The organism is Dyadobacter sp. CY261, assembly GCF_021440085.1.
Taxonomy (GTDB): domain Bacteria; phylum Bacteroidota; class Bacteroidia; order Cytophagales; family Spirosomataceae; genus Dyadobacter.
This window is the reverse complement of sequence record NZ_JAKCPW010000031.1, coordinates 17,945-30,809: the sequence shown is the minus strand read 5'-3', so window position 1 is coordinate 30,809 and position 12,865 is coordinate 17,945. Positions and strand designations below refer to the sequence as shown.

9 protein-coding genes and 1 pseudogene are annotated in these 12,865 nt (G+C 41.1%); 2 read left to right on the top strand and 8 right to left on the bottom strand.

Annotated features, from left to right (window positions below; translation table 11 throughout):
- The first annotated feature begins 1,571 nt into the window (after positions 1 to 1,571).
- Complete coding sequence (locus tag LZD49_RS34405; RefSeq protein WP_234673043.1) at positions 1,572 to 3,983, top strand: S8 family serine peptidase; 2,412 nt, start codon at positions 1,572 to 1,574, stop codon at positions 3,981 to 3,983.
- A gap of 354 nt (positions 3,984 to 4,337) precedes the next feature.
- Here the strand turns inward: LZD49_RS34405 and LZD49_RS36260 are convergent.
- Positions 4,338 to 4,520 (bottom strand): annotated as a pseudogene (locus tag LZD49_RS36260) (DUF6876 family protein); the annotation flags it as partial.
- Between the two features lie 138 nt (positions 4,521 to 4,658).
- Here LZD49_RS36260 and LZD49_RS34400 point away from each other — a divergent pair.
- Entirely contained in the window at positions 4,659 to 4,874 is a 216-nt protein-coding gene (locus tag LZD49_RS34400) for a hypothetical protein (RefSeq protein ID WP_234673042.1), read from the top strand.
- Between the two features lie 89 nt (positions 4,875 to 4,963).
- Here the strand turns inward: LZD49_RS34400 and LZD49_RS34395 are convergent, their stop codons facing one another.
- The 7 genes from LZD49_RS34395 to LZD49_RS34365 form a co-directional block, all read right to left on the bottom strand.
- A complete protein-coding gene (locus LZD49_RS34395) occupies positions 4,964 to 5,485 on the bottom strand; it encodes a hypothetical protein (protein ID WP_234673041.1) in 522 nt (173 codons plus the stop codon).
- The gene (locus tag LZD49_RS34390; RefSeq protein WP_234673040.1) at positions 5,482 to 6,894 is read right to left on the bottom strand and encodes a hypothetical protein; all 1,413 of its coding nucleotides are present in this window, start codon (positions 6,892 to 6,894) and stop codon (positions 5,482 to 5,484) included. The genes LZD49_RS34395 and LZD49_RS34390 overlap by 4 nt, the downstream gene beginning before the upstream one ends.
- Before the next feature lie 756 nt (positions 6,895 to 7,650).
- Positions 7,651 to 7,872 carry a protease inhibitor Kazal-type gene (locus LZD49_RS34385; RefSeq protein WP_234673039.1) on the bottom strand — a complete coding sequence of 74 codons (222 nt, stop codon included), beginning with the start codon at positions 7,870 to 7,872 and terminating at the stop codon, positions 7,651 to 7,653.
- Between the two features lie 72 nt (positions 7,873 to 7,944).
- Positions 7,945 to 8,676 (bottom strand): hypothetical protein, encoded by a 732-nt coding sequence (locus tag LZD49_RS34380; protein ID WP_234673038.1) that lies wholly within the window; start codon positions 8,674 to 8,676, stop codon positions 7,945 to 7,947.
- Between the two features lie 522 nt (positions 8,677 to 9,198).
- Positions 9,199 to 9,630 carry a hypothetical protein gene (locus LZD49_RS34375; protein ID WP_234673037.1) on the bottom strand — a complete coding sequence of 144 codons (432 nt, stop codon included), beginning with the start codon at positions 9,628 to 9,630 and terminating at the stop codon, positions 9,199 to 9,201.
- A 5-nt stretch (positions 9,631 to 9,635) separates the two neighbouring features.
- Positions 9,636 to 11,579: a hypothetical protein gene (locus tag LZD49_RS34370; protein WP_234673036.1), complete on the bottom strand. Its 1,944-nt coding sequence runs from the start codon at positions 11,577 to 11,579 to the stop codon at positions 9,636 to 9,638.
- Between the two features lie 432 nt (positions 11,580 to 12,011).
- Positions 12,012 to 12,851, bottom strand: coding sequence for a LexA family transcriptional regulator (locus tag LZD49_RS34365; RefSeq protein WP_234673035.1), 840 nt, complete (start codon positions 12,849 to 12,851; stop codon positions 12,012 to 12,014).
- Between the last annotated feature and the right edge of the window lie 14 nt (positions 12,852 to 12,865).

Below are 12,865 nucleotides of genomic sequence, written 5' to 3'. Positions count from 1 at the left end.
GCTGAATCGATTCTTCTTCATGTTCCTTTCCTTTTATGAAAATATAATCGGAAAGCTCCATTTATTCAACGATCACTTTTAGGGGAAGCTTACATTTTGATGTAGCTAAGGCTTTCATCTTGTGTTGGAGTTAGAATTTGAAACTGACTAATGAACATCAAATTAGATGCCAATATTACGCGAAAGTTTAATTGTAAGAACAAAAAATATGGTAGATGGGGTGAATTAAGTAAAAATAGAGGTGAAGCCAGGTATAAGTGAAATAATCCAATTTATAACCTTGGGATATGGCCTAGCGTCAGGGTTTAGTCTAATACAGCTATTCATTTTTCGAGTACCCCATTGATCTAAACAGGGTGCCCATTTTTATTACCATCCTCTCGGCGGCGGCAATGGAATTACCGGCCCTACATCCGGCATTTGCCGGATTTCTCTACCAGGTGGCGGTGCTGGTGCTGACGGAGCCGTAGGCGCTGGTGCGGCTGGTACCTGCTGCGGTGATTGCTGGTTTTCTTCTGGCATACCGACAATACTTATATATCGCTTTATATATACTTATATATACTAATCAATACCAATTATCTTGTTCGCTTCTCAGAAGCTTGTTCCTCGGTTCTAGTAAATCGGGGATCTGGCGGACTCGGCTTTTCCTTTAGCAACAGGTAATTCATTGGTTTATTCAATGACAATGCTAGTCATCAATACCCAAGCAACATAGTAAGAGGAAGCCTGGAAACCGTCGATACTATACGATGAATTGAATCGTGAAAATATTTTTTACGATATTTTCTTGTTGTAACCGTTTTCGTATTATTATTGTCGAACTAATACGGAAGTTCTAATCCAGCCCGTATTAAAACTTCAATAGGGCACCCCGCAAAAATTCTTAATTTCTTCAAACGTGCACCCACAATAAGTTAAGTGGTAGCTCAATTCGGGCGATCATTTGAAATCTTTATTACAAATAAAAAATTAGTTGGGTCATTCAAGGACTCAATATATCCTTTAAGAATAGAATTCTTACGCCATTCTTTTCAGATCAAAGTCAGAGTAATGTGAAATAAATTTTTCGATTATAAGAATTCTCATTTGTAATATGAAAATAGGAAGTATTATTAATTTATGCTTGTTCGGACTAGTCTTTGCTTCGTGCGATGAACCAGATCAATATGTGTACAAGTGTCAAGATGGCGCCGTAATGTTCGACCTATTCAATGATGAATTAAATCCAAAAGCGTATTTCAATGAACTTGGAACCACAGACATTGAATTTCGAATAATACAAAGTGAGAACGAGATGTACAAGAATTTATTCATTGCATATCTAAAAAATAAAATTGACTTTAACTCTAAAAGTCTTGTAGTAATTAGTATTAAGGTAAGCACCTATGCAGACGTAATGTCACAAAACATTACTGCAAATTGTCAAAGCAATAAACTAACAGTAAACGCCGAACTTCGGTATGGTTCGATACCAAGATCTGGGGTTAATTATGTCTTTGCTATCATACCAAAAGTTCCATCGAATATTTCCGTTAACTTTATTCCTCACTTTACAAAGTAATCAAGCTATGAAAAAAAATTATCCGATTTATTTTATCTTTTTTGTTCTATTTCATTCCTCAGTATGGGCGCAAAATTTATCCTTTCGACATAATGGTGACAAAGTTAAATTAACTGAATCGACAAGTAAATATATCGTTCAGTTCAAATATCCCGTTGATTATTTAAATTTTTCAAAAAAAAAAAATACATATATCGATTCAATCAAACCACTTATTTCAGGTCATAACGTATACATACTATACAAAAACGGCTCCTCTACGGAAAATTTTAAAAATACTTCAGATTTGACACCAGACATTATCAGCATTAATCCAGTATTATTAAATAATGAAGGGAAAGAACTGGGAGCACTTTCAAATCAGATAATAGTAAGAATAAAGCAACACACAAGGCAATCAGATTTCTTCGATGTATTAAGAAATAATCTAGCCAAAATAGATCGTCGCGCAGAGTATGACTCGCTAACCTACTTAATTTCATTGCCTCCAAATAATGCTAAGATATTAGAACTGAGTGAAAATTTGCACCAAAGCCAAATGTTTGACTATGTTGAACCAAATTTCTGGCTATTCGTTGATCCAGCTTCGAATAATATGAAGGAAACGATGACTGCTTGTGCAACAGACCAGTATTACCTCCAACAATGGGGTTTAAATAATACAGGCCAGTTGGGGGGAAATGTAGACGCTGATATTGATGCCCCAGAAGCATGGAGTATTACTACTGGCAGTTCGTCCATCAGAATAGCCATAATTGATAATGGTGTTGAACGAAATCATCCGGATCTCTCAGCCAATATTTCGGGCGGGTTTGACGCTACGGATGGCCCAGGAACATGCCCGCTACCCGGTACACTTGGTAACCCCGACCTGTGCGCTGGTGATTATCACGGTACAATGGTTGCCGGGGTAGCAGCTGCCGTTGGATGTACCGGAACAGGTGTCACCGGTGTTGCATACAGCTCCAAAATAGTTCCTATCAGGGCGTGGAAAGGCAACTATATAACAAACGTCGATTGGATGGCTTCTGCAATTAATTATGCAAGGAACAATGCAGAAATTATTAACATGTCGTTTACGCTCACTAGTGCATTTTCCACTATTGACGCTCAACTAGGCCTGGCTATTACAAGCGGGCGTGGTGGAAAAGGGGCTATTCTTGTGGCAGCAACTGGAAACGATGGTTACACATCAATTCCATACCCTGCAAGTTACACAAATGTCGTTGCTGTGGGAAATACAACGAGAAATGATCTGCGCTACACTGATTCAAATTACGGCTCCGGCATAGATGTCGTTGCACCTGGTACTGACATTTGGTCAACGGACCTAGTTGGCTTCAGGGGATTGTCAACAACAAGTGATTACGCAATGGATTATGGTACCTCCTATGCTAGCCCCGCGGTTGCAGGTGCTTTTGCTTTAATTCTTTCAGCAAATCCTAACGTCACATATAACCAGGCTCGACTCCTGCTTGAATCAACTACCGACAAAATTTCCCAGCCCACGTACAGCTATGCGACCACCGCTGGTCAAGTACACGGCACTTGGAATTCACAGGTCGGTTATGGAAGGATTAATGCAAACAACGCATTATTAGCAATGAGAAATAGCAATTTGACTGGCCCGACAATAGTCTGTACATCAGCCACATTCGCCGTAACAATCAAGCCTAACGTAACGAGAACCTGGTACAGCAGCAATACGTCGATTCTAACAATAAACAGTAGCACAGGAGTTGCAACGCGCGTGGGAACCGGAAGTGGACCAGTAACTATTACCATGAGGTATTCATCATCTTTGGCGAGCTACGACATAACGAAGGAAATTTGGGTAGGTACGCCCGATGTGTCGACAATAAAGTATGACAATGGAGTATCGGCAGGCGGTGGCAATTATGTTACGCCCTACTCCAACCATACAGTTTACTTAGATCAGCAGAATGTTATCAAAGCAAACGTCACCAATACAGAGTGGGATCCAAATCCAAATATTGGCTATGGCTATGGGATGGGATTTTCACAGTTTGACTTCTCTTTGAATCCTGGCTCCACTGTTGTTTTTAATCCAGTTTCGTCTACCAACATTTGTGGGACTACAAATCGGTCTTTATCTTTTACTGCAAATTCATCTTTTTTACTTGCCCCAAATCCTGCAACTACTGAATTGAAAATTATATTCGACAATGTTGATAGTAAAGAAAACATTCCTATCTTGATGACATTGGTCAGTGAATCGACATTGCAAACTGTTAAGAATTTAACGAGAGATGATGTTTTGAGAAATGAAAATATTAAAAGCACAAAAACTTTTACCATTGACGTAAGCAAGCTACCAAGGGGAGTTTATTTTTTCCAGGCTAAGCAAGACGAAACATCGAATATCGAAACGAAAAGCATAAGGGTGCTATTGCAATAGCATATCATTGAATTTCCAACCTCAGGTAGCTATTTCTCAAAACGTAGTGTCGATTCAAAATCAACATCAAGCAAGCAAGTTTAGCTAAGATACAAAAATCGAATTGGGCTACTTTTGATTGTAGACCAATTCGATTTTTCCAATATGAATGTAATCACACTCTATCGATATGACCGACCAAGTGCAGAAGGCAAAACAACGCTTTCAGGGTGTAAAAGCTAACATCGGTCAGTCCACTGACTAGAACTAGTATAGGCATTCACAAATGGCCTACGCAAACATACGCAACTGCCAAGCACATATAAGTTTTTAAAATCAAATGGCTGCCTTGCTGATCGGGCAGCCATTTGATGGTTAGTATTCGCTGGGAAGCAGTACAAACTGGCCAGCAACATAGATTTTAATTTCCGCTAATGGAAAGCCTGTGTAGAGAATTTGTTTTGAACATAGTGCCCTGCCATTGCCATCATCACAGGCAAGCGTTCCGGTTGATTGTGAAAGGTTCACACTGAGCGTCCAGACCTGAAATTCCTCCCTTTTACACGAGGATGAAAAACTGTTTTATAAAATTACATTATGTTAAGTATAATAATCGGACTTATCCTTCCAAAAACTGAGCCGGCAGAGCTATAAGCAGATTATGGCCGGGCCGCTATCCAAGGCAGTGGCCCACAGGTGTCCGCGTACCTGAAAAGCCTGGGGGAAGATGATATCGGACTGATCTGCCGGGGCATTGCCCAGGATAGCGGCCCGGTCGGCGCGGAGCACGCGCGGAAATGGTTGGAAAAGGATATCACTAAAAATGCAATGGAGCTGGCCGGGTACCGGCAGCAGCTGCGCAGTCAGGGGATGGATATTGGAAATGACAGGGGAATGAGCTTAGGAATGTAAAATGCCCCGCTTACAACAACGGGGCATTTAAGACTAAAGGGATTATATGCAAATACTTATACTGATTATTAACTTGAATTGTAACACGATCACTTGCTTGCAATCTCATCTAATCTCAAAACGGTATTCCAAATGGCAAACTTAGCACTTCCAAGCTTGCCTTGGATAACTTTAAACCGAAACTGCTTCTTCAATATCGATTCGAGCGCGTCTATGTCATCGATCGTTAAACTGGTCTGTTCGTTCACAATAAAATCGGCTTCCAAAATTTTTCCATCATTCCCAATATAAAAGATCCCACCTGGGCGCTCTGATGGTACGGGGCGTCCGCGTTTCACAAAATCCGCTTTGATAATGGACAGCATCCGCCGGGCTTCATCCTGATTATAGGTTAAAAAGTTCGACAAACCCGATGTCGCAACGTCATCCGGAAGCTTATTCTGCGTCTTTACCAGCCCATTCTTTTTGTTGGAGACAATCAAATGCTTGTTTGAGAGCTTGACATCAAACTCATTATTACTTGATTTCACTGTGCCTTCTTTAATATGTTGCCCAAAAGATGGATTGAAAAAAAGTAAACTTGCGAGCATTAAAAATAATGTTGTTTTCATGGTTTTTTTAGACAGCTTGAAGAACTAGTGATCCTGAGAAGAGCCCCAGGCGTAAAATTGTTAAGTGTTAACATTCCTGGCTGATTGTATCCTGGATTTGCTTGAACAAATTTGTCCATCCAATAAAAATACTGCGAAGAAATGACAGAATAGTCCGAGGGCACCTTAGTACCGTTATCTGTGATCGCCATCAACCATGTAAAATATTGGCTGTTATACTGCGGGCCGACTGTCAGACTAGAAAATCCAGTCCCCCCCTCAAGTACGCCAAAAATGTCTCTAAATAGCTTCGCCTCGAATTCAATATTTTGTCGACCAGATAATACATATTGGTTTGTCCCACCTATATAAAAATTGTCTTGATATGCATGAAATAGCTCCTCCATTAGGGTCTGAGGGCTTATAGCTGACGTATTGGGAAACATAATTGTTTTGTTAGCCGGACTATACGCACCAAGACCAGGAGTTGCCGGATCGATTCCCCATTCTACTCTTGTAGCTGTCGAAGTAAGGCCAACATAGAATGACTTTCCTAGGCAAGACAATATAAACTCATTCAAATTGGCGTTCACCGAATTTCTTGCATTTTGTGGAAATACCGACATTTTACTGATAGTGCTATAGCGGTCAACAAGTTGAGTGCTGGGGTTGCCACCTGTGCCACTAGATCCATAGTTTCCGCCAACAACCTGTAAGTAGCCGCTACCATTCGTTGCCGCGCTATATGCGGCAGGTGTGACGCTAAAACATTCACTACTCGAATACATAAATAAGCAAGGAGCAAAGTAGCCAACATAAGATACATACGAGCAAGACCAATATTCTATCCAGAAACACGATAATATATTAGTCCGGCTGTTTGGATTGCCCTTAACGGCATAACCGGTTACCTTGCCATTGTCAACGTAAAATCCATCAACGAAGTCGCCTAACGCGTTTTCGACGATAATCTGCCCAGACCACTCCTTGGTGACTTTACTTGGGTCACGGTGATAGTCTGCGATATACGTAGCTGTCTGAAAATCATATTTATCGCCATTCTTGGACACGAGTAATCTTGTCATGGAACTATAAGAACGCCTGTTTTCACTGCTCCCATTCACAAATATCTCATTTTCTAGTGTGAATGGCACAACTAGCTTTTCTCCTGATGTTGTTTTTATCGAATATGCATCTTCCCACAATATCTGCCTTTTAAGTGTCCTTTCCCTTTTATCGTTGACAGCTTTCGGTAGAATCGGTGCAATTGACATTGTCTCTTGATACGCTTTTTTTACGAGATCAATCCTAAATGTTTCCGAGATCAAACTGTTTTCCTGCCTGTGAGGTTCAGGCAGATTTGTACAGCTCTGAATAATTGCAATCAGGATTCCCAAAATTGGAATTACAGACGAAAATGTTCGTTTCATAGGCTACCAAATTAGAATGTAAACTTTTTAACCAGCTTAGCAATAGTAGCATTTAACGCATTTCGATCAAACTGGTTGGAAGCCTACTATGCAATAATTTCGACCAAATAGATAAATTCATCGACCAATCGAAAGACTATAAATTCGAAGGATATAGGACATTACTCAAGCCGCATTGCAGTAACCTTATTATGATAAAAAAAAGGAAAAGTTCAATCCTTTTTATTTCACCTGTGGCTGGTGAAACAGGACAGAAGCCAGAATTGCCGGTGCCGTTTGGATATGCTTTTTGTTAAATGAGAAACACAGAACAAGGTGTCTATTGGCTTTTGAGCGAGGTTCTTGGATTGTGCAAGGAGACGGAACTTTTTGTAAATTGCTTTCGAGGGAGGCGCAGCACAGATGTTCAACCTTGGCGGGTTATTCAAAGATTGCCTAGTAGCAATTTTTATAAGTTATCTTATGTTAAATAGAAATTAAAGGTTAAATGCCTTTGTTCCCCCAATCAGCTAAATTTTGAGATTTCTGACTTGATGAGATCTATCTCCTTTTTTGAGGCGGATATACGCAGGATTTCTCCGTACAACGAGGCTGTAACAAAGCCACCCTTTCTGTTAAGTTCTCTAACAATATTGCCAACTTCTAGCTTCTGGGATTCTGTTACACGCAATTCGGCGGTCATATCTAAATCAATCTGAATGGTTCACAAATATAAACAATGCTAAGACAGCACTTGAGTATTGCAATCCTTATTAGTCAATTATTGGAGGCGCAATTACCCGGTGAGAAAGAAGTTATTCCATGAGCCCGTGCTTCACAGTCATTGGAGTAAGTTTTCTCATTACAACCACAGACCGGGTCATAATTTGTATAACAACCCGAGGAATCTCTCGCATGCGCTTGGCATGAAGATGTGGGCGTTTCAGACTCTTTGCAGCTCAGTAGCAATAGAATTGATATCCAACCAATTTTTTTCATATCACAAGGGCGCTTTTACATTAATCTCCTACAATTGTGGGCCACACAGAACCACCTGTGCCCGCTCGTCCCTCAGTTGTCTTGATAATGGTACTGATATTCAATGCCTGTTCCTTCGCTCAGGCTCTGCGGCAAGCCAGCGTAGTTGTAGGTGAATTTCCGCTCCCACTGCACTTGCCCGCGTGAGTCAAGTGAACGCAGGACGTTGCTAGGGCATGTGAACGGATTTGGCATGCCGAAGGAATCGAGTCCGCGCAACGGGTTGGTGTGGTTGTCGTACTCAAAGCGGGTCAAGCCCAGGGTGTCAGTCTGCGAGTTGCGGCGTTCGATGATGTTGCCGTTACCGTCGAATGTCAGGTAAATGTTCCAGGCCAGATCGCCCGATTCGCGGTTTACCTGCACGGTCGCCTTTTGGCCGTTGTAAGAATAAGTTACCGTCGAGTATTTCCCAATTACTTTGCTGACACGGCCCTGCTTGTCGCGTTCCAACGAATAGTTTTGATATTCAAACGGCAGGTTCGGGTCGCACATCGCGCCACTCCACGACGACAGAAGGCCGCGGTCACCTTTCCTGATAAAGTTGATTTTATCATTATCATGACCAAAGTCGACGATCGAATAGGGCAACTCACAGCTATTATAAGCCAATAAGCGAAAGACCTTCCCGTTGCCGTATTCCAGCTTCTGATGAAGTTTTCCCAGGGCCGTGATCTTAATCAATGCGCCAGCCGGAATTTCGGGGTCGATCTTTTTCTGGCAAGAAACAAGAAGGCTCACGAAGAGAATCGGTAGAATGAATTTCATAGTCGGATGGTGTAATTTCAGACTCGAATTAACACCAAGACTAATTTAAAACCCTTTTGGTTGCAGGCATATTAGCGTTTCCATCTAGAAAGAGTTGGTAAAGGTCGAGACTCAGATCGTACTTATACGATTTTCCCGTATTCGCGGAGTCCTTTTGAATCTTGGCAGTGCTTTGTGAAAATACACTTCCTGTGGAAATAATAATTGTAAAAAAGAAAAAACGAAAAGTGACGCCCATAGAATATGAATAATTACCTGTTAACAACGGTTGGTCCATTGATACATAAATGTAGCTTTTGGGTTACAATTTCCAATGTGTGAAGCAAAAAAAGGGAAAAGTGCAATTTCTTCCTTTTCGCTGGTGGCTGGCGAAAAGAGGACAGATGCTAGAATTTGCCCTAGTTACAGGGTTAGTTTAAGGCTATTCCATTGTGATACAAGGTGTCTATGGACTAAACAATTCATCATATTTGACATACGACATTCATATCAAAAATATATTCGACGCCTGGATTCCGCGATCTAAAGCCTTAGGAAACCTAACTCATAGACTAGTGGCCTCAACTTCTCATTCAGTAATTCATATTTATCTTCAAACGACTTGAAATTGACAGGTAAAAAATCTCCACTACCATTGCGCGCTTGAAGCGCTTTTCTTACCTGATACCAGCCAACATCTGGACGGTTAAGCATCAACGACTCTCTTACAGCCCTCAAATCCGTTTGAGAGAAATAAGCTTGCCATAATTTCCTTCCTTCTAGCAATACGGATGACGCCTCAGCAGAAAATAATTTATCACTCATGTATTGAACCATAAAATCGGATTCAAATCGATCAGGGGAACCAACCTCGGACTCCGTAAAAGGAATGAAATGATTGACGATACTCCATTCTTTACCATTCCATTTCAGATGATTAGCGCTGGCCGTTAAATTTCCTCCATGAAACAACATCCATACTAAGCAATCATTTTAAATTCATCTGATAAAAATCCGGTTGGCTTCAAAAATTGGTCTCTATCATTTAGCCAAGTATGCCTAATCAACTTACGAACAGCAAAAACAATAGCAACTTGCCATATATTTTGGGTGGTAACGAAAATAGTTCCTGCACTTCCATAACCAGACGAAACAATAGCCTGAGTTCCAGCATTTTGAAAGTCCGGCCCCTTTATAACTAGACAACCGATTGCATTTTCCGCCCACTTTGTACCTCTAACGTCTTTACTCGCGGTAGCCGGGGAAACTGCATTTTTCAAAGGGATAACATCCTCTTTATTAGCCTTGGGCCTCTTTATCCAATTACTTAATAAATTTTCACTTGGAACGTTTATAAACTTTTTTGCGCCAATGGGAAGCACGTTTTTGTCGAGAACGTCGGTCGTAATTTCTTCGATAATATACCTATTAGTAGACGTGTGGTTCGTCTGCCAAACTAAAAAACCAATTGGGAAGTCCCCTTTTAACCCGTCAAAAGCCTTACTGTGAACAACAAAGCCACCTAAGTATTTAGCATTCCATTGATTTCTAAACAGTTCGAAATTTGAAGAGTTAATGTATTTCATTTTACTAAATATTGCAAGTGTTGCATTAGGTAACTCTCTCGATATACGTACGAGGAATTGAGCGAATAGTTCTCTCGTTGCATATCCGTAGCTTTTCATGCTTTTAGCAACTTGTGTTTTTGCTACATCTATTTTGGCATCATTCCCAACGTTTTCACCAGATTCCGCATAGGGAGGATTGATCAAAACAAGAACCTTCTTTCCAGCAGAAATTGCACTCCTAAGTCCCTCAGGAAGTTTGTTGGTGATGGTATAGTCTATTTGACCGAAAACATTAATGTCATCATTGAGATAATCATATTGAAATCGCTGTGCAGCTACACAAGTTTTTGTGGCTTTCATGACGTCAACATCGGCTTGATCCAATGTACTCATATAAATATTGCGTGGATTACTATGTCTAACTTCAAGGTTGCCAACACCGCAGCACATGTCCCAGACTATGTAATCTCGTTGCCAATTTTTTCCCAACGATTCAGTTAGTTTATCATATGCCTTATCCACAACCTTCAACGGTGTATAGAAAGCACCTTTAAAACTACGTTCATCAATTGGAATTAAACTATCTCGCCTTTCAAGGAGGTAATTGCGATATTCAGCTTTAGGAGGTTTATGATAGATTGCCCAAAACTGTCTGTAGCCAGCTTTATTGCCCAGTTCATATATTTGTCCTCCCAAACTAAAAACTGCCGCACCGTCTTTATGCAATAACGCGGCAGTTAAATGATCATGAGTAGATGCGGATCCGTCATGCATTATATCGGCAAAAAATAGAAGGGCATATTTTTCTTTCTCTATGCCCCTTATTTCACTCCCAATCATTTTCACCCATTTGTCAAACACTTGTTTAAGATTGTCGGGCGTAATTTGCGTGCGAATGATGTCTCCGTTCGTGATTGCATTTTTTACAGTGTTAATAAATTCTTCTTCGTCATTTTCTATTTTAAACGAAACAAAGAAAGTCCCGATATGTGCTGATATTGCGTCAAGTGCCTCAGGCGTATAACCACTTGCCGATTTACCCCATTTAATAGTTCTTTTTGTTAAAAATGGCAAAACATCAGAACTCTTCATGATTGCAGCCTTTTGCGTATCCATCACTATTAAGTACGGAGGGATTTCATGACCCTGATTTAAAGCTTGTTGTACGTAATGCATTAACTGTGTAAACATTTCATACAATGTCTTTTTTGAATTGTGCTTAGCTTCAAACCAAACTTCTTTGGTTTGAATATCGACAATATTTTTTCGATAGCTTTTTAAACCTAATGCCTTGATATATGCATCTTTAACGTCTTCTTCACTACTCGCTTGCTTTAGTCTTTCGAAAAGGGTCATCTCTTTTTTTTTTACACTTACTCACTTATTATAGACCAATACTTTGTCAACTATGGTAGTAACTTAAATTCAGAACAGCAAATTTCTATGCGAGTTGAAATCTGTTGATCTCAATTGGATTAGCTTCGAATTGCCGTTCAGCTTTTCGAAGGTCGTATCCTCCTTGCATCCGTTGCCAGAAACCAGGCTTTCCACCGAAAGCCTTAGAAATTCGGATTGCAATATTAGGAGTAATAGCTCAAAAAAAGAATGTATATTCTTTGAATATTGCTTGACTACGCTCACTTACCAGACCCTCCCAAAAACTTGCTTGCAGAGACAATGTCCCTAGAGTCATTAAAAAAATGTTTGGTAAATTCGCCAAACAGACCGATTCTTATCTTATTGTCTGTAATTCACAGATGCTCCGGCAACCGGCCATTATGTTCACGGTCAGAGCACGGGGGCATCAGGCTTTATATCAATTTTCTGATGAATTTCTTTTAGCTGCGTTAAAATTGTGTCCATCGTCTGCGAAATATGCTGCACCTCCGACACCCTTTCCGGCACATCCTTGGAAAAGTAGCTGTGAAACTTCCAGATTTCAATGACATCACCGGCGCTGACGTCGTAGGGCTCATAAGCCCGATTTAGTGATTCCAGATGGATTTTCTTCCCTTCTGGTAAAACAGTCACTTTCTTGAAGACAAAATCCTGCTCTCCATCCAGGATCACAATACATAGCGTCCCAGGTTTGAGCATTGTCCAGTCTTCGACATACCGGCAGATAATGTCTGCGCCCTCGGGCACCGGCAGCATCGAGTCCCCTGTCGTAGGAAACATTCGGAACGTTCCCGTTTGCGGAAGGCCTGGCACTGAAAACTTGGGCAGCGAGGCAATGTATTCGGGATTGGCATACCCGCTCCGGTAACCTGCCTTGGCCTTTACCGGCACATACTCGACGTTTTCCTTATTGGCTTTATCTGTCGAGATGGCCAGCACGCGAAGGTTCGTCCCTTTCATGTAGAGCTCGTTCCCCGCTTCCAGTTCTCGGAGTGGCAGCTCCCCTACCCTTCTGAGGTCAACGCGGAAAAGATTGTCGATCGAAAGCCCGAAGAAATCCGAGAATTTGATCAGGTCTACCGCTGACGGGCTTTCTGTCCTTCCGCCCTCTATGGCAGCAAGTTTGACGCGGGTGACGCCCAGCCGCTCTGCGAAATCTTCCTGCGTTAATTTCCTTCGCTCCCGCAGAAACCGGATGTTGCTACCAAAAAAAAGTTTTGCGCTTGTCATGGCATAATGTTATT

What these genes read in the sequence shown, in the direction of transcription:
- LZD49_RS34390 (WP_234673040.1), bottom strand. Translation starts at nt 6,894, where the DNA reads ATGAAACGAACATTTTCGTCTGTAATTCCAATTTTGGGAATCCTGATT.
- LZD49_RS34405 (WP_234673043.1), top strand. Translation starts at nt 1,572, where the DNA reads ATGAAAAAAAATTATCCGATTTATTTTATCTTTTTTGTTCTATTTCAT.
- LZD49_RS34395 (WP_234673041.1), bottom strand. Translation starts at nt 5,485, where the DNA reads ATGAAAACAACATTATTTTTAATGCTCGCAAGTTTACTTTTTTTCAAT.
- LZD49_RS34365 (WP_234673035.1), bottom strand. Translation starts at nt 12,851, where the DNA reads ATGACAAGCGCAAAACTTTTTTTTGGTAGCAACATCCGGTTTCTGCGG.
- LZD49_RS34370 (WP_234673036.1), bottom strand. Translation starts at nt 11,579, where the DNA reads ATGACCCTTTTCGAAAGACTAAAGCAAGCGAGTAGTGAAGAAGACGTT.
- LZD49_RS34380 (WP_234673038.1), bottom strand. Translation starts at nt 8,676, where the DNA reads ATGAAATTCATTCTACCGATTCTCTTCGTGAGCCTTCTTGTTTCTTGC.
- LZD49_RS34385 (WP_234673039.1), bottom strand. Translation starts at nt 7,872, where the DNA reads ATGAAAAAAATTGGTTGGATATCAATTCTATTGCTACTGAGCTGCAAA.
- LZD49_RS34375 (WP_234673037.1), bottom strand. Translation starts at nt 9,630, where the DNA reads ATGTTGTTTCATGGAGGAAATTTAACGGCCAGCGCTAATCATCTGAAA.